The 16,589-nt window shown below is 71.6% G+C and carries 14 protein-coding genes; 12 read left to right on the forward strand and 2 right to left on the reverse strand.

Going from position 1 to position 16,589, the window contains the following annotated elements; all coding sequences use genetic code 11:
* The first annotated feature begins 78 nt into the window (after window positions 1-78).
* The 5 genes from infB to truB all read left to right on the forward strand — a co-directional run bounded on the left by infB (window position 79) and on the right by truB (window position 6,397).
* Window positions 79-3,225: a translation initiation factor IF-2 gene (gene infB / locus ACIBG7_RS06950; RefSeq protein ID WP_357932664.1), complete on the forward strand. Its 3,147-nt coding sequence runs from the start codon at window positions 79-81 to the stop codon at window positions 3,223-3,225.
* A 365-nt stretch (window positions 3,226-3,590) separates the two neighbouring features.
* Entirely contained in the window at window positions 3,591-3,887 is a 297-nt protein-coding gene (locus tag ACIBG7_RS06955; RefSeq protein WP_397335469.1) for a DUF503 domain-containing protein, read from the forward strand.
* A gap of 19 nt (window positions 3,888-3,906) precedes the next feature.
* Complete coding sequence (rbfA, locus tag ACIBG7_RS06960; protein WP_357932658.1) at window positions 3,907-4,380, forward strand: 30S ribosome-binding factor RbfA; 474 nt, start codon at window positions 3,907-3,909, stop codon at window positions 4,378-4,380.
* Window positions 4,377-5,546 (forward strand): bifunctional oligoribonuclease/PAP phosphatase NrnA, encoded by a 1,170-nt coding sequence (locus ACIBG7_RS06965; RefSeq protein ID WP_357932655.1) that lies wholly within the window; start codon window positions 4,377-4,379, stop codon window positions 5,544-5,546. Before rbfA ends, ACIBG7_RS06965 begins: the two co-directional genes overlap by 4 nt.
* Window positions 5,543-6,397 carry a tRNA pseudouridine(55) synthase TruB gene (gene truB, locus ACIBG7_RS06970; protein WP_397335470.1) on the forward strand — a complete coding sequence of 285 codons (855 nt, stop codon included), beginning with the start codon at window positions 5,543-5,545 and terminating at the stop codon, window positions 6,395-6,397. The genes ACIBG7_RS06965 and truB overlap by 4 nt, the downstream gene beginning before the upstream one ends.
* A 27-nt stretch (window positions 6,398-6,424) precedes the next feature.
* On the opposite strand, the gene ACIBG7_RS06975 is transcribed toward truB, so the two are convergent.
* A complete protein-coding gene (locus tag ACIBG7_RS06975; protein WP_397335471.1) occupies window positions 6,425-7,447 on the reverse strand; it encodes a TRM11 family SAM-dependent methyltransferase in 1,023 nt (340 codons plus the stop codon).
* 68 nt (window positions 7,448-7,515) lie between these two features.
* Here ACIBG7_RS06975 and ACIBG7_RS06980 point away from each other — a divergent pair, with 68 nt between their 5' ends.
* The gene (locus ACIBG7_RS06980) at window positions 7,516-8,880 is read left to right on the forward strand and encodes a leucyl aminopeptidase (protein WP_357932646.1); all 1,365 of its coding nucleotides are present in this window, start codon (window positions 7,516-7,518) and stop codon (window positions 8,878-8,880) included.
* Here the strand turns inward: ACIBG7_RS06980 and ACIBG7_RS06985 are convergent.
* The gene (locus tag ACIBG7_RS06985) at window positions 8,837-9,634 is read right to left on the reverse strand and encodes a FadR/GntR family transcriptional regulator (protein WP_397335472.1); all 798 of its coding nucleotides are present in this window, start codon (window positions 9,632-9,634) and stop codon (window positions 8,837-8,839) included. The two genes, ACIBG7_RS06980 and ACIBG7_RS06985, sit on opposite strands and share 44 nt — an antisense overlap.
* A gap of 106 nt (window positions 9,635-9,740) precedes the next feature.
* On the opposite strand from ACIBG7_RS06985, the gene ACIBG7_RS06990 reads away from it, so the two are divergent.
* From ACIBG7_RS06990 to ACIBG7_RS07015, 6 genes are all read left to right on the forward strand, one after another.
* A complete protein-coding gene (locus ACIBG7_RS06990) occupies window positions 9,741-10,670 on the forward strand; it encodes a bifunctional riboflavin kinase/FAD synthetase (RefSeq protein ID WP_397335473.1) in 930 nt (309 codons plus the stop codon).
* A gap of 154 nt (window positions 10,671-10,824) precedes the next feature.
* Window positions 10,825-11,094 carry a 30S ribosomal protein S15 gene (rpsO, locus tag ACIBG7_RS06995; protein ID WP_357932638.1) on the forward strand — a complete coding sequence of 90 codons (270 nt, stop codon included), beginning with the start codon at window positions 10,825-10,827 and terminating at the stop codon, window positions 11,092-11,094.
* Between the two features lie 252 nt (window positions 11,095-11,346).
* The gene (locus tag ACIBG7_RS07000) at window positions 11,347-13,680 is read left to right on the forward strand and encodes a polyribonucleotide nucleotidyltransferase (RefSeq protein ID WP_357932635.1); all 2,334 of its coding nucleotides are present in this window, start codon (window positions 11,347-11,349) and stop codon (window positions 13,678-13,680) included.
* Between the two features lie 146 nt (window positions 13,681-13,826).
* Window positions 13,827-15,134, forward strand: a complete 1,308-nt coding sequence (locus ACIBG7_RS07005) for a pitrilysin family protein (RefSeq protein ID WP_357932971.1) — start codon at window positions 13,827-13,829, stop codon at window positions 15,132-15,134.
* A 94-nt stretch (window positions 15,135-15,228) separates the two neighbouring features.
* Window positions 15,229-15,966 carry a 4-hydroxy-tetrahydrodipicolinate reductase gene (gene dapB, locus ACIBG7_RS07010; protein WP_357932632.1) on the forward strand — a complete coding sequence of 246 codons (738 nt, stop codon included), beginning with the start codon at window positions 15,229-15,231 and terminating at the stop codon, window positions 15,964-15,966.
* Window positions 15,967-16,112: 146 nt separating this feature from the next.
* Entirely contained in the window at window positions 16,113-16,583 is a 471-nt protein-coding gene (locus ACIBG7_RS07015) for a GNAT family N-acetyltransferase (RefSeq protein WP_397335474.1), read from the forward strand.
* Window positions 16,584-16,589: the final 6 nt, after the last annotated feature.

Here is a 16,589-nt window from a genome sequence, read left to right on the forward strand (position 1 = left end):
GCACGCGGCGATGAAGACGTCAACGTAACGACGGCCTGGACGGCACAGCCAGCCTCCCGGGCCGAGTAAGGGAGTGCAGTGGCGAAGGTCCGGGTATACGAGCTCGCTAAGGAGTTCGGCGTCGAGAGCAAGGTCGTCATGGCCAAGCTCCAGGAGATGGGGGAGTTCGTCCGTTCGGCGTCCTCCACGATCGAGGCGCCGGTCGTCCGCAGGCTCACCGAAGCTCTTGGAGTCTCGAAGGGCTCCTCGAAGGGCGGCTCCGGCCGGGGCGGCGCACAGCCGTCCGGTCCGCGTCCGTCCACCCCCGCGCAGGCCGAGGGCCGCGCGGGCAACGGCGTCAGTGAGACGTCATCCCCTCGCCCGGCGCCCAAGCCGGGTCCGCGGCCCGGCCCTGCGCCGAGCCCCGCGGCTCAGCGCCCGCAGGCGCCGAGCCCCCAGCAGCAGCAGCAGCCCGCCGCTCCGCGCCCCGAGGCGCCGCGGTTCGAGGCTCCGCGTGCGGAGACCCCGCGTCCCGAGACCCAGCGTCCCGAGGCGCCGCAGACCCGTTTCGAGGCTCCGCGTCCCGCGGCGCCCAAGCCCGGTCCGCGTCCGGCTCCGGCCCCGCGCCCGGACAGTGGCCCCGCCGCCGGCGGCCCCGCTGCCGGTCGTCCGGGCGCCCCGGCCGGTGGAGGTGCGCCCCGTCCCGGTGGCGGGCCGAAGCCCGGCCCGCGTCCGGGGCCGCGCCCCGGCAACAACCCGTTCTCGTCCAACGCCAGCGGCATGGGCCAGCAGTCTCGCGGCCCGCGTCCCGGCGGGCGTCCGGGTGACGACCGCGGTCCTCGCCCCGGTGGCGACCGTGGCCCGCGTCCCGGCGGTCCCCGTGAGGGCGGCGCTCCCCGCGACGGCGGCATGCCGCGTCCGCAGGGCGCCCGTCCGGGCGGTCCCGCTGGTGCGGGCGGTCCGCGTCCCGGCCCCGGCGCCGGTGGTCCTCGTCCCGGCGGTGGCGCCGGTGCGGGCGGTCCCCGTCCCGGTGGTCCGCGTCCCAACCCGATGATGATGCCCCAGGGCCGTCCCGCCGGTCCCGGCGGCGGCGGTGGCGGCGGCGGCCGTCCCGGTGGTCCCGGCGGCCGTCCGGGTGGCGGTGGCGGCGGTGGCCGTCCCGGTGGTCCCGGCGGTGGCGCAGGTCGTCCCGGTGGCGGCGGCTTCGCCGCGCGTCCCGGTGGCGGCGGTGGCCGTCCCGGTGGCGCTCCCGGCGGTGGCGGCGGTTTCGGTGGCGGCGGTGGCCGTCCCGGCCCCGGCGGCCGTGGTCGTGGCGGCGGTACGGCAGGCGCCTTCGGGCGTCCCGGCGGCCGGCCGACCCGTGGTCGCAAGTCCAAGCGCCAGCGGCGTCAAGAGTTCGACAACATGTCGGCGCCGTCGATCGGCGGCGTGCAGGTTCCGCGTGGCAACGGGCAGACCCTGCGCCTGCCGCGTGGCGCCTCCCTGTCCGACTTCGCCGACCGCATCGGCGCCAACCCCGCCTCGCTGGTGCAGATCATGCTGCACCTCGGCGAGATGGTGACCGCCACCCAGGCGGTCAACGAGGAGACGCTCCAGCTTCTGGGCGCCGAGCTCGACTACGTCATCCAGGTCGTCAGCCCGGAGGAGGAGGACCGCGAGCTGCTCGGGGCCTTCGACATCGAGTTCGGCGAGGACGAGGGCGACGAGGAGGACCTCGCCGCGCGTCCGCCGGTCGTGACCGTCATGGGTCACGTCGACCACGGTAAGACGAAGCTGCTCGACGCCATCCGCAAGACCAACGTGGTGGCGCGCGAGGCGGGTGGCATCACCCAGCACATCGGCGCCTACCAGGTGTCGGCGATGCACGAGGGCGAAGAGCGGAAGATCACCTTCATCGACACCCCGGGTCACGAGGCGTTCACCGCCATGCGTGCCCGTGGTGCCAAGGCCACCGACATCGCCATCCTGGTGGTCGCGGCCGACGACGGTGTGAAGCCGCAGACCATCGAGGCGCTCAACCACGCCCAGGCGGCGGACGTGCCGATCGTGGTCGCGGTCAACAAGATCGACAAGGAGGGTGCCGACCCGAACAAGGTCCGCGCCCAGCTCACCGAGTACGGTCTGGTGGCCGAGGAGTACGGCGGCTCGACGCTGTTCGTCGACATCTCCGCTCGCGAGGGTCTCAACATCGAGAACCTCCTGGAGGCGGTCCTGCTCACGGCTGACGCCGAGCTCGACCTGCGCGCCAACCCGACGATGGACGCTCAGGGCATCGCGATCGAAGCGCACCTCGACAAGGGCCGTGGCCCCGTGGCGACCGTCCTGGTCCAGCGCGGCACGCTCCGCGTCGGCGACTCGATCGTCTGTGGCGAGGCCTTCGGCCGCGTCCGTGCGCTGCTCGACGACAACGGCAACAACGTCGAAGAGGCTCCGCCGTCCTTCCCGGTGCTGGTCATGGGTCTGACCGCGGTCCCGGGCGCCGGTGACAACTTCATCGTCGTCACCGACGACCGCATGGCCCGGCAGATCGCCCAGCAGCGGGCCGCGCGCAAGCGCAGCGCGGACATGGCGAAGTCCTCGCGGCGTCGCACCCTCGAGGAGCTCTTCAGCGACCTCGAGAAGGGCCGCGTCGACGAGCTCAAGCTCATCATCAAGGGTGACGTGTCCGGTTCGGTCGAGGCCCTGGAAGACGCGCTGCTCAAGATCGATGTCGGCGACGAGGTCAGGCTCCGTGTCCTGCACCGCGCCGTCGGTGCGATCACCGAGTACGACGTCAACCTGGCCATGGCCGACGAGAACGCGGTCATCCTGGGCTTCAACGTCCGGCCCGAGCCGCGTGCGCGCGACCTGGCCGAGCGCGAGGGCGTCGACATCCGCTACTACTCGGTCATCTACCAGGCGATCGAGGAAATCGAAGCGGCGCTCAAGGGCATGCTCAAGCCCGAGTTCGAAGAGGTTCAGCTCGGTTCCGCGGAGATCCGTGCGGTCTTCAAGGTGCCGAAGATCGGCAACATCGCCGGTTCGATCGTCCGCTCGGGCAAGATCGTCCGCAACAGCAAGGCTCGCCTCATCCGCGAGGGTGTGGTCGTGTCCGACAACCTCACCGTCAGTTCGCTCCGCAGGGAGAAGGACGACGTCACCGAGGTCCGCGAGGGCTTCGAGTGCGGTATCGGCATCGGCTACAACGACGTGCGCGAAGGGGACACCATCGAGACCTTCGAGATGCGGGAGAAGCCGCGCGACTAGCAGGTGCCCGGACGAGTCCGGCGGGATCCACCGCCGGACCCGTTCCCGGCCGGGCCCGGCGGGTTCTCCCGCTGGGCTCGTCCGTCGGACGGGTCCCGGCGGTTCTCCTGCCGGACTCGTCTCCGGAACGGGTCTCGAGGGTTGCCTCGCCGGGCTCGTTTCCGAAACGGGTTCCGAGGGTTGCCTCGCCGGGCTCGCTTCCGGGGGTTTGGCTGCTTTTGGCCCGCCGGCAGGGCGGCTCGCCGTACGAGGTGCGGGAAGCCGGAGGCCTGGCGGGCTGTTGTTCTCTGTGGGTGTGTCCGGCCACGGGTCTTTCCACCGCGGTCCCGCCGGGCACCGACGAACCAGCACAGCGGTGGTTATCCATGTACGTAGGTGCCCTGACCCTGGACCTGCTGCTCGGCGACGTCCGGTCGCTGAAGCAGAAACGGTCCGTCGTGCGTCCCATCGTCGCAGAGCTGCTGCGGCGCTACCCCGGCGTGGCCGTGGCCGAAACTGGTCACCTCGACCTGCATCGCAGGGCGGAGCTGGGGGTAGCGGTCGTCTCGGCCTCCGCAGGCACCTGCGTGGAGGTCCTGGAGGCCTGCGAGCGCCTGGTGGCCTACCGCCCCGACATAGAGTTGCTGTCTGCCAGGCAGCGGCTCTTCACCGACGAAGACTGAAGCTTTAGGGGGACTGACCATGGTTGACGCCGCTCGCGCGCGCAAGCTCGCCGACCGCATCCAGCAGATCGTCGCTGAGATGCTGGAGCGCCGGATCAAGGACCCGCGGCTGGGCTTCGTGACCGTGACCGACACGCGGATCACCGCCGACCTGCGTGAGGCGACCGTTTTCTACACCGTCTTCGGCTCCGAGGCCGAGCGGGCCGACAGCGCCGCGGCGCTGGAGAGCGCCAAGGGCATCATCCGCTCCGAGGTGGGACGGCAGACCGGGGTCCGGCACACGCCGACGATCGCGTTCAAGCACGACCCGATCCCGGAGAACGCCCGGGCGATGGAGGAGCTGTTCGCCGCGGCCAAGGCCAGGGACGCCGAGGTGGCCCTGAAGGCGCAGAGCGCGGAGTACGCTGGCGAGGCGGACCCGTACAAGAAGCCGGAGACGGAGGACTTCGATGACGAGGACTCCGACGACGTAGCGGAACACCCTGCGAAGTGACCCGCGAAGCGCGTGACCCGGCCGGCCGCACGGCGTTCCCCACGCCCGCGGCCGGCTCGGACGTGCCTCCGCCCGGCAGCCGTCCCCCGGCTGTCCCCGGGCACCTGGACGCCACCCCCGACCATCGGGGTGACGGCCGTGCCGACGGGGTAACCGGGGCGGATCTCACCAGCGGGCTCGGCGTGCCGGGCCCGGCGATCGCCGAGTACGCCTGGGAGCGGACGCTGGAGCTGATCGCCGAGGCGGGCGAGGTGGCGCTGGCCTGCCACATCTCGCCCGACGGCGACGCGCTCGGCTCGATGCTGGCCGCCGCCAGGGCACTGCGGCAGACGGGCAAGCAGGTCGTGTGCTCCTTCGGGGACCGCAACTTCGCGGTGCCCCGGTTGCTGCGTTTCCTGCCGGACCTGGAGTGGCTGTCGCCGCCGCAGGACTACCCGCACACCCCCGAACTGATGATCACGTTCGACTCCTCGACGCTGGCCCGGCTGGGCCTGCTGGCGGAGAACGCCGAGCGGGCCACCGAACTGGTGGTGATCGACCACCACCCGTCCAACCCGGGCTTCGGCACGCACAGCCTGATCGACCCCGGCGCCGCCGCGACCGCGGTGCTGGCCGAGGAGCTGATCCGGCGGCTCGGCGTGCCGCTCGACCGGGAGATGGCGACCTGCCTGTACGTCGGCCTGGTGACCGACACCGGATCCTTCCGCTACGCCTCCACCACGCCCGCGGTGCACGAGCTGGCCGCGCGGCTGCTGGCGACCGGGCTCGACCCGGAGGAGATCGCGCGCACGCTGTGGGACCGCGCGCCGTTCGGCTACCTGCGGGTGCTGGCGGCGGCGCTGGGCCGGGTGGCGCTGGAGGACGACCTGGTGTGGACGTACGTCACCAGCGACGACCGGGCGGCCTTCGGCCTGCCGTACGACGAGGTGGAAGGGATCATCGACGTCGTGCGCCGGGCCGAGGAGGCCGAGGTCGCGCTGGTGATGAAGCAGGACGACGAGGGCGCGTGGCAGGTGTCGACCAGGTCCAAGGGGGCCGTGGACGTCGGCGCGATCTGCACCGCGCTGGGCGGCGGCGGGCACGCCCGCGCCGCCGGCTACACCTCGCACCTGCCGGTCGAGGAGACCATGGCCCGATTCCGAGAGCTGTTGGGAAAGAGCAGATGACCGAGAGCGGCCTGATCGTGGTGGACAAGCCGGCCGGGTGGACGTCGCACGACGTCGTCGGCAAGTTGCGGCGCATCGCGGGCACCAGGCGGGTGGGGCACGCCGGCACCCTCGACCCGATGGCGACCGGCGTGCTGGTCGTCGGCGTGGAGAAGGCCACCAGGCTGCTCGGGCATCTGGCGCTGACCGAGAAGGTGTACGAGGCGGTCATCCGGCTCGGCGTGACGACCAACACCGACGACGCCGAGGGCGAGGTGCTGTCGAGGCGGCCGGTCGAGGTGGCAGAGGAGCGAGTCCACGCCGGGATCGCCACGCTGACCGGCGAGATCATGCAGGTCCCGCCGCAGGTGAGCGCGATCAAGGTGAACGGCGAGCGGGCTTACAAGCGGGCGCGCGCCGGCGAGGAGGTCGAGCTCAAGGCCCGGCCGGTGACCATCCACGAGTTCGAGGTCACCAAGCTCGACGGCGAGGACGTGCACGCCACCATCCGCTGCTCCAGCGGCACCTACATCCGCTCGCTCGCACGCGACCTGGGCGAGTTCCTCGGCACCGGCGGCCACCTCACCGCGCTGCGCCGCACCCGCGTGGGCCCGTACGACCTGTCGCTGGCGCGCGGCATCGAGCAACTGGCCGAGGACTGCGTCATCCTGCCGATCGGGGAGGCCGTCACGGCCGCCTTCCCGCGCCGGGACGTGACCGAGGACGAGGCCCGGGTGGTACGGCACGGCGGCCGGCTCCCGTCGGCGGGGCTGGGCAAGGGGCCGATCGGCGTGTTCGGGCCGGAGGGGGAGCTGCTGGCGCTGGTCGAGGAGCAGGGCCGGCTGGCCAAGCCCCTCGCCGTCTTCGCCTGAGCCCCTGACCCGAGGGGCTTGGCCGGATCAGGCGGGCTTGCGGGCGACCATGAGGTCGCGCACGATCGCCTGGTCCACCCAGTGCTCGAAGCCGGGCAGCTCCAGCACCTGCAGCCCCTGCCCGCCGAGGATCGAGGCCAGTTCGTCCCGGTTGCCGCCGTAGGTGTTCCAGGAGATCCCGATCGCCCCGCCGGGCCGCAGCAGCTCGGCCCATCCGGGCACGGCCTTGGCGATGAGCTCCAGCGGGCTGCGGGAGAGCCCGCCGCCGCCACCCCGGCTGCCGTGCTGCACGCCGTACGGGGCGTCGGTGACGATCAGGTCGAACGAGCGCGGCTTGAAGAAGTCGCGCGAGCGCAGGGTGTCGGCGTTGACCACGCCGACGTGCTGCACGTCCCCGGCCTTCTGCGCCTCCTTGGACAGGGCGAAGCTCGCGTTGAACCGCTTGCCGGCCAGCGCGCGCTCGCGCCGGACCGGCACGGTCTCGGCGGTGTGCTTGAGCCGCTTGTCCTTGAGCCAGCGCCGCAGGAACAGGCCGTAGGCCTCGAAGTCCTTGGTGTCGACGTCCAGGCCGTAGGCGTCGTAGCCGTACATGAGGGCCTGGTTCAGCGTGGTGCCTCGCCCACACATCGGGTCGAATACTGACAAATGCCTTTCAAAAGTGAAATCGGAGGCAAGAACTGTCACGTTCAGCAGTAGCTTGGTGAAGTGCTCGTTCGTCTTCCCGGCGTACTTCTGGATCGTGAGCAGGTCGCTGCTCAGCCGGTCGAGCGGCTCCATCCGCAGGGGCCGCAGCAGCTCCCCCTCCATCCCGAACAGCGCGTAGACCGAGGAGAGGTTCGACAGCAGCGCGATGTCGCGCTCGCCGAGCTCCGCACCGGTCTCGAAGGTCACGTACGGCACGCCGCCGATCGAGCTCTCCTCGACGGCGGAGATCGGCGCCTCCAGCGCCCGGTCGCCGAAGACTCCCAGCTCACTGCGGGTCAGTCGGATGGCGCTCTCGCCGTAGACCCGGTTGAAGGCCGGAAGGATCAGCAAAGCGTAACGAGGCATGCAGCGGATGCTACCGGTTGAGCCTTTATGGTTTGCTATGCAGACCATTTGATCTGAGGAGTCGCCTCGTGGACGTGTCCTTCTCCCCGCTCCAGCCCGTCCAAGTCCCGGCCGACCTGCTGGTGCTGCCCGTCTCGCGCGCCCGCGAACTCGGTCTGGGCGCGGCGCTGGACAGCGTGCGGTTCGGTGGCGAGGCGCTGCTGCCCCGGCGGGAGGGCGACCCGTTCGAGGCGCGGGCCCTGCTGGTGGTCGGCGACCCGGGTGACGAGCACGAGGTGCGCCGGCTGATGGGGCGGCTCGCGCCGCGGCTCAAGGACTTCGCCCGGGTGGCGGTCGGCCTGCCGTACGCGGAGGAGGTCATCGAGGGGGTGCGCCTGGGCGGTTACCTGTTCGACGGCTACAAGAGCCGGCCGGACGGGCGCGCGATCAAGGAACTGGTGGTGTTCGGCGAGGGCGACGCGCAGCGGGCCGGGATCATCGCCGACGCCGTGTTGTTCGCGCGTGACCTGGTCAACACGCCGGGCGGCGACCTCACCCCGATGCTGCTGGCCGAACGCGCCAAGGCGACCGGCCTGGAGGTCAGCGTGCTGGGCACCGACGACCTGGAGCGGGGCGGCTTCGGCGGCATCCTGGGCGTCGGCGCGGGCAGCGCGAACCCGCCCTGCCTGATCGAGGTCACCTACCGCGGCGGCGACCGGCACATCGGCCTGGCCGGCAAGGGCATCACCTTCGACTCCGGCGGCCTGGACATCAAGAGCCTCAAGGCGATGGCCGACATGAAGAGCGACATGGCCGGCGGCGCGACCATGCTCGCGGTGACGCAGGCCGCGGCGCGGCTCGGGCTGCCGGTGACGGTGAGCACGGTGATCCCGGCGGCCGAGAACATGGTCGGCGGGCACGCCACCCGGCCGGGCGACGTGCTGCGGCACCGCAACGGCCGCACGACCGAGGTGACCGACACCGACTGCGAGGGCCGCCTGGTGCTGGCCGACGCGCTGGCCTACCTGAGCGAGAAGCGCCCCGAGGTCATGATCGACGCCGCGACGCTGACCTACTCGGTGATGCACGCGCTGGGCGAGGAGCTCACCGGCGTGCTGGGCAGCTCACCCGAACTGGTCAGGAGCCTGATCGAGGTGGGCGCGGCCAACGACGAGCCGCTGTGGGAGCTGCCGTTGTGGCGGCCGTACACCAGGAAGCTGCGGTCGGACGTGGCCGACGCGCGCAACGACGGCGGCGAGCACGCCGACGCGATCATCGCCGGCCTGTTCCTGGAGCCGTTCACCGCGGGAATCCCGTGGGCCCATCTCGACTTCGCCACCACCGCCTACCTGAACCGGCCCACCGACCTGGGCCCGGCCGGGGCGACCGGCACGATGGTCCGCACGCTGATCAGCTACCTGCAGCGAGGCTCCGTTCGAGCATGGTCCGCATGACGTCCGAGGTCAGCGTGAAGTGCCGCTCGGCGAGAGCCCGGGCTCGCCCCGGCTCGCGGCCGGCGATGGCGGCGTACAGCTCGCGATGCTCGGCCAGCGCCCGGGCGTGGCCCTCGCGGTCGTCGTCGCCGTAGGGCTCGACCGGGAAGCCGAGGCTGACCCGGGTCAGCACCTCCTGGCTGAGCGCGCGGATCTTCGGGTTCTGGGTCGCGGCGACCACGGCGGCGTGGAAGGCCCGGTCGGCCCGCTGCTCGTCGCGCAGTGTGGGAGCACTCGCGTACGCCTCCAGCGCGCTCGCCATGGCGTCGAGGTCGGCGTCGGTGCGCCGCTCCGCCGCGGTGGCCGCGACCATGCCCTCGACCAGCGCGTACAGGTCGAAGAGCTGCTCCAGCTCGGCCCAGCGCGGCACAAGCGTGCGGCGGACGGCCGAGGCCGTGGCCTCGGTCCAGGAGGCGCGCACGTAGGCGCCGCCGGTGCGGCCGCGCCGGATCTCGACCATGCCCGCCGCCTGCAGCCGCCCGATCGCCTCGCGCACGGTGGCGCGGCTGACGCCGAGGAGGACGGCCAGCTCCCGCTCGCCGGGCAGGCGCTCGCCCGGCAGGTACTCGCCGACGGCCACCGCGGTCATCAGCCGGTCGGCCACCTCGGTGGCCACGGACTGCACCTTCACCGGGCCCAGCGGCGTGGCCGGGTCGCCGCCGTCCAGCAGCTGGCCGAGCATGCGCGACACGTCATCCTGCACACCATCCTGCACACCGCGCACGTTACACAATGCCGGACTCCCGGGCGGCCGCCCTCGATTGCGGGGAATGCGGGAGCGCGTGGCAGGCTTGACCTGACGGAACCGCGGCCGAGGGTGAATGGGGTCGAACGTGCAGGATTCTGGCAGATCGGTGGTCACGGTCGGCGTCTTCGACGGCGTGCACCGCGGGCACCGGGCCGTGGTCGAGCGCGCCGTCGAGCTGGCCCGCGAGCGCGGCCTGCGCAGCGTGGCGCTGACCTTCGAGCCGCATCCCGACGAGGTGGTGCGCCCCGGCTCGCACCCCGCCCGGCTCACCACCCCCGCACACCGCGCCGAGCTGCTGGCCGGGCTGGGCGTCGACGAGGTGATCGTGCTGCCCTTCACCCTCGACCTGTCGCGCACCGCGCCGGAGGAGTTCGTGGAGACGGTGCTGGTCGACCGGCTGCGGGCGGCCGCGGTCGTGGTGGGGGAGGGCTTCCGCTTCGGCCACGGGGCGGCCGGCGACCTGGCCGTGCTGCGCATGCTCGGCGACAAGCACGACTTCGCGGCGGTAGCCGTACCGGCGGTGGCGGAAATCTCCTCCACCGCGGTGCGGGAGGCCCTGGTGGCCGGCGACATCGAGGCCGCGACCGCCGCGCTCGGCCGGCCGCACCGGGTGGAGGGCGTGGTCGTGCGCGGCTACCAGCGCGGCCGCCAGCTCGGCTTCCCGACCGCCAACGTCGAGACGCCCCCGCACACCGCCATCCCCGCCGACGGCGTCTACGCCGGCTGGCTGCGCTGCATCCCGGTCGGCAACCTGCCCGCCGCCTACGACGGGGTGCGCTGGCCCGCGGCGATCTCCGTCGGCACCAACCCGACCTTCGAGGGCGTGCCCCGCACCGTCGAGGCCTACGCCCTCGACCGCGACGACCTGGAGCTGTACGGCACGCACGTCGCCGTCGAGTTCGCCGCCCGGCTGCGCGGCAACACCCGGTTCGACTCCATCGAGGCCCTGGTCGCGCAGATCAACGCCGACGTGGACGAGGCGCGGCGGATCACCGCCGGGTGAACGATGTGCGACCGCCCGAACCGGGATGGTAACCTTGCATGTCGGCTCTGTAACGGCTGCGCTCAGCGCTGCCCTCAGGTCCTACACGCGGCGACTGTAGGCACGCACGGTCGTTCGCCATCGATCGCGCGTGCCCGTTGATTCAAGGAGAGTCGTGTCCCTCGACACCACTGCCAAGAAGACCATCATCGCTGAGTACGCCAAGGGCGACAGCGACACTGGTTCGCCCGAGGTGCAGATCGCGCTGCTCAGCAAGCGCATCAGCGAGCTGACCGAGCACCTGAAGTCCCACAAGCACGACCACCACAGCCGTCGTGGTCTGCTGCTGCTGGTCGGCCGCCGTCGCCGGCTGCTGAAGTACCTGCAGAACAAGGACATCGAGCGCTACCGTTCGCTCATCGAGCGGCTCGGCCTGCGCCGATAGCTAGTATGAGAAGGGAGCGGCGCTTCGCCGCTCCCTTCTCGTATCAGCCTCTGACAACTGAAGACAAGAGACACTAAAGCCCCCGCGTCCGCACAAGCACCATGCGACCCGCGACGCCTGCGGGCCGGTCCTCGGTAGTGGCTTCCGGTCAAGACGTGACCGGGCGCTTCGATCGAAGACCGGTGCTGCACCTACCAGACGGGTGCCGGTGTAAAGAGGGCGCGGGAGACCGACCGACCAAGGAGGTCCCCCGTGGAGGGTGTCCACACCGCTGAAGCCGTCATCGACAACGGCGCATTCGGCACGCGCACGATCCGGTTCGAGACCGGCCGGCTCGCGCGTCAGGCGGCGGGTTCCGCCGTCGCCTATCTCGACAACGAGACGATGGTCCTCAGTGCGACCACCGCCTCGAAGAACCCCAAGGAAAGCCTCGACTTCTTCCCCCTGACGGTGGACGTCGAGGAGCGCATGTACGCCGCCGGCCGCATCCCCGGCTCCTTCTTCCGCCGCGAGGGCCGTCCCTCCGAGGACGCCATCCTCACCTGCCGGCTGATCGACCGCCCGCTGCGCCCGTCCTTCGTCAAGGGCCTGCGCAACGAGGTCCAGGTCGTCGCCACGATCATGGCGCTGCACCCCGACCACCTGTACGACGTGGTCGCGATCAACGCCGCCTCGCTGTCCACCCAGCTCGCCGGGCTGCCCTTCTCGGGCCCGATCGGCGGCGTGCGCGTCGCGCTGATCGACGGCCAGTGGGTCGCCTTCCCGACCCACCCCGAGCTGGAGCGCGCCACCTTCGACATGGTGGTCGCCGGCCGCGTCCTGGCCGACGGCGACGTCGCGATCATGATGGTCGAGGCCGAGTCCACCCGCGACACCCTCAAGCTGGTCGCCGGCGGCGCGGTGGCGCCGACCGAGGAGACCGTCGCCCAGGGTCTCGAGGCCGCCAAGCCCTTCATCAAGGTGCTGTGCGAGGCCCAGAACAAGGTGGCCAAGGTCGCCGCCAAGGAGACCGCCGAGTTCCCGATCTTCCTGGACTACCAGGAGGACGCCTTCAACGCCGTCGAGCAGGCCGTCAAGGGCGAGCTCGCCCAGGCGCTGACCATCGCCGGCAAGCAGGAGCGCGAGGGCGAGCTCGACCGGGTCAAGGGCCTGCTCGCCGAGAAGGTGCTGCCCGACTTCGAGGGCCGCGAGAAGGAGGTCTCGGCCGCCTTCCGCAGCCTGACCAAGAAGCTCATGCGCGAGCGGGTCATCAGCGACGGCGTCCGCATCGACGGCCGTGGCCCGAAGGACATCCGCGCGCTCAGCGCCGAGGTCCACGTGATCCCGCGCGTGCACGGCTCGGCCCTGTTCGAGCGTGGCGAGACCCAGATCCTGGGCGTCACCACCCTCAACATGCTGCGCATGGAGCAGATGGTCGACACGCTCAACCCCGAGCGGACCAAGCGCTACATGCACAACTACAACTTCCCGCCCTACTCCACCGGTGAGACCGGCCGCGTGGGCTCGCCCAAGCGCCGCGAGATCGGCCACGGCGCGCTGGCCGAGCGGGCGCTGATCCCGGTCCTGCCGGCCCGCGAGGAGTTCCCCTACGCGATCCGCCAGGTCTCCGAGGCGCTCGGCTCCAACGGCTCGACCTCGATGGGCTCGGTCTGCGCCTCCACGATGTCGCTGCTCGACGCGGGCGTGCCGCTCAAGGAGATGGTGGCCGGCATCGCCATGGGCCTCATCGGCGACGGCGACACCTACATCACCCTGACCGACATCCTCGGCGCCGAGGACGCGATGGGCGACATGGACTTCAAGGTCGCCGGCACCAAGGACGTCATCACCGCGCTCCAGCTCGACACCAAGCTCGACGGCATCCCCGCCTCGGTCCTGGCCGCCGCGCTGAAGCAGGCCAAGGGCGCCCGCCTGGCGATCCTCGACGTGATGCAGGAGGCGATCGACTCCCCGGCGGAGATGAACGCCACCGCGCCGCGGATCATCACCATCAAGGTCCCGGTCGACAAGATCGGCGAGGTCATCGGGCCGAAGGGCAAGATGATCAACCAGATCCAGGACGACACCGGCGCCGAGATCACCATCGAGGACGACGGCACCATCTACATCGGCGCCACCGACGGCCCGTCGGCCGAGGCCGCGCGGAGCGCGATCAACGCGATCGCCAACCCGCACATGCCCGAGGTCGGCGAGCGCTACCTGGGCACCGTGGTGAAGATCGCCTCCTTCGGCGCCTTCGTCTCGCTCATGCCCGGCAAGGACGGCCTGCTGCACGTCTCCCAGATCCGCAAGCTCCACGGGGGCAAGCGCATCGAGAACGTGGAAGACGTCATGAACGTCGGCGAGAAGGTCCAGGTGGAGATCGCCGAGATCGACTCGCGTGGCAAGCTCTCCCTGGTCCCGGTCGAGGTCATCGAGAAGGAAGCGGCCGAGAAGGAGGCCCGGGGCGACGACGCCGCGGCGGCTCCGGCCGAGTCCGCAGCCGACGACTCCGGCGCTCCCGCCGACGACGACAAGCCGCGTCGCAGCCGCACCCGCGTGCGCTCGCGCCGGCCCGCCGACGACGGGGACGACCGCAACTCCTGACCAAGCACCGCACGCGCGGGATCGCCCCTCCGGGCGGTCCCGCGCGGCCCCCTGATGCGGTGCCGGGCGCGCGATGCACGGAGACCCCTCGCAACGTGCCGCTTGACTCCGAGCACGGGGCCGACCATCGAGGAGGACGCTCCGTGATCGAAACCATGCTCCACCCGGGCCGGGAAGGCGCCGGCGTGGTGAAGCGCACCGTCCTACCGGGCGGGCTGCGCGTGGTGACCGAGTCCATGCCCGCGGTCCGCAGTGTGGCCGTCGGCATGTGGGTCGGCATCGGTTCGCGCGACGAGGCGCCCGAGCACATGGGCGCCACCCACTTCCTGGAGCACCTGCTCTTCAAGGGCACCCCCACCCGGGACGCCATGGAGATCTCCGCCTCCATCGAAGGCATCGGCGGCGAGATCAACGCCTTCACCGCCAAGGAGTACACCTGCTACTACGCCCGCGTCCTCGACGAGGACCTGCGGGTGGCGGTGGACGTGCTGGCCGACGTGGTCACCAGCTCGCTGATCGACCCGGACGACGTCGAGTCCGAGCGTGGCGTGATCCTGGAGGAGATCGCCATGCACGACGACGATCCCTCCGACGTCGTGCACGAGCAGTTCTCCGCGCAGCTCTACGGCGACTCGCCGATCGGGCGGCCCATCCTGGGCACCGTCGAGTCGATCAACGAGCTGGGGCGCGAGCGCATCCTGGAGTACTACCGCCAGTACTACCTGCCCAGCCGTACCGTCGTCTCCGTGGCCGGCAACGTCCGGCACGAAGAGGTCGTCGAGCTGGTCATGCGGGCCTACGAGCGGGCCGGCACCCTCACCGGTCCCGCCGAGTTCGTCGCCCCCCGCACCAGCGGTCCGGGCGCGCCGGCCCGGTCCGGCGTGCGGGTGCTCGACCGGCCGACCGAGCAGGCCAACCTGGTCCTCGGCACCACCGCGATGCCTCGCACCGACGACCGCCGCTTCGCGCTCGGCGTGCTCAACGCCGCGCTCGGCGGCGGGATGTCCTCGCGGCTGTTCCAGGAGATCCGGGAGAAGCGCGGCCTGGCCTACTCCACCTACAGTTACACCTCGGCCTACGCCGACACCGGGCAGTTCGGGATCTACGCCGGCTGCCTGCCGTCCAAGATCGACGAAGTGCTCAAGATCTGCCGTGACGAGGTCGCCCGCGTGGTCGACCAGGGTCTCGACGCCGACGAGGTGGCTCGCGGCAAGGGCCAGATGCGCGGCGGGCTGGTGCTCGGGCTGGAGGACACCGGCTCGCGCATGTCCAGGATCGGGAAGAACGAGCTCGTCTACGACGAGCTGCTCTCTGTGGACGAGGTCCTGGCCCGCATCGAGGCGGTGACCCCCGACGAGATCTCCGAGGTGGCCCGCGACGTGCTCAGCCGGCCGCTCGCCCTGGCCGTCATCGGGCCCTACGGCGACAAGGACTTCTCCTCGGCCATCGCCTAGGCGAGCCGGGCGGTGCGGGTCCCCGCGGAATCCGGGGACCCGCACCGGTAAGACCGGACGGGCCGGACCCGGCCGGTCACAGTAGGCTGGCCCTGTGATCAGGGTTGGAGTGCTCGGCGCCCGAGGGCGCGTTGGTTCCGAGGTGTGCAAGGCCGTCGAGGCGGCTCCGGACATGGAGCTGGTGGCCGCGATCGACAAGGACGATCCCATCGAGGATCTGCGCGGCGCGGAGGTCGTGGTCGACTTCACGCACCCCGACGTCGTCATGGGCAACCTGGAGTGGATGATCTCCAACGGCATCCACCCGGTGGTCGGCACCACCGGCTTCGACGCCGGGCGGCTGGAGCGGGTGCGCGGCTGGCTGGCCGCCAACCCGGGGGTCAACGCGCTGATCGCGCCCAACTTCGGCATCGCCGCCGTGCTGATGATGCACTTCGCCCAGCAGGCGGCCAAGTACTTCGAGTCGGCCGAGATCGTCGAGCTGCACCACCCGAACAAGGCCGACGCGCCCTCCGGGACCGCTCGCCGTACCGCGGAGCTGGTGGCCGAGGCCCGTGCCAAGGCCGGCCTGGACGCGATGCCCGACGCGACCAGCTCCGAGCTCGACGGCGCCCGCGGCGCCGACGTGCAGGGCGTGCGGGTGCACGCGGTACGGCTGGCCGGGCTGATCGCCCACCAGGAGGTCATCCTCGGCGGTGACGGCGAGATCCTCACCATCCGGCACGACACGATGAACCGCGCCAGCTTCACCCCGGGCGTGCTGCTCGGCGTGCGGCGGGTCGGCGGGCTGAACGGCCTGACGGTGGGGCTGGAGCCCCTCCTCGACCTCTGAGCAGACTTGTGCCCACGGCGATCACGCCGTGGGCACAGGTCCTCGAAGGGGGTTGCCCGGCCCCGCACGGCCAGGCTCACGTTGATCAGAGTACAGCCCGCGAGGCCGAGCAAGGGAAACATGAGGCCGTGTCGAAAGTGTCGAACGTGCGTTGGGCGGAGGCGGGCGAGCTGCCCGCCCTCGTCGCGATAGAGCAGGCGGCGGACGGGCTGTTCGCCGAGGTGGGCATCGTCTTCCCGGAGGGGACGACGATGGTGGAGGAGGCCGACGACCCGGCCCGCGTGCTGGTGGCGGGCGAGCCGCCGGCGGGCTTCGCGATGATCGGCTGGGTGGACGGGCACGTGCACCTCGACCAGCTCGCGGTGCATCCCGATCACATGCGGCAGGGGCACGGAGGCGCGCTGGTGCGAGCGGTCCTCGACCACGCCGCGGCCCTCGGCGCGCCCGGCGTCACGCTGACCACCTTCCGCGACGTGCCGTGGAACGCCCCCTGGTACGAACGGTTCGGGTTCGCCGTGCTGCCCGAGGCCGCGTGGGGGCCGGAGCTGCGCGCGCTGGTCGAGCACGAACGCGAGCTGGGCCTGGAGCTGGCGCCCCGGGTCGTGATGAGGGCATAGCATCTG

This window comes from Nonomuraea sp. NPDC050328 (assembly GCF_044459405.1).
GTDB lineage: Bacteria > Actinomycetota > Actinomycetes > Streptosporangiales > Streptosporangiaceae > Nonomuraea.

What these genes read in the sequence shown, in the direction of transcription:
- rbfA (WP_357932658.1), top strand. Translation starts at nt 3,907, where the DNA reads ATGGTTGACGCCGCTCGCGCGCGCAAGCTCGCCGACCGCATCCAGCAG.
- ACIBG7_RS06975 (WP_397335471.1), bottom strand. Translation starts at nt 7,447, where the DNA reads ATGCCTCGTTACGCTTTGCTGATCCTTCCGGCCTTCAACCGGGTCTAC.
- ACIBG7_RS06990 (WP_397335473.1), top strand. Translation starts at nt 9,741, where the DNA reads ATGGGGTCGAACGTGCAGGATTCTGGCAGATCGGTGGTCACGGTCGGC.
- truB (WP_397335470.1), top strand. Translation starts at nt 5,543, where the DNA reads ATGACCGAGAGCGGCCTGATCGTGGTGGACAAGCCGGCCGGGTGGACG.
- ACIBG7_RS06955 (WP_397335469.1), top strand. Translation starts at nt 3,591, where the DNA reads ATGTACGTAGGTGCCCTGACCCTGGACCTGCTGCTCGGCGACGTCCGG.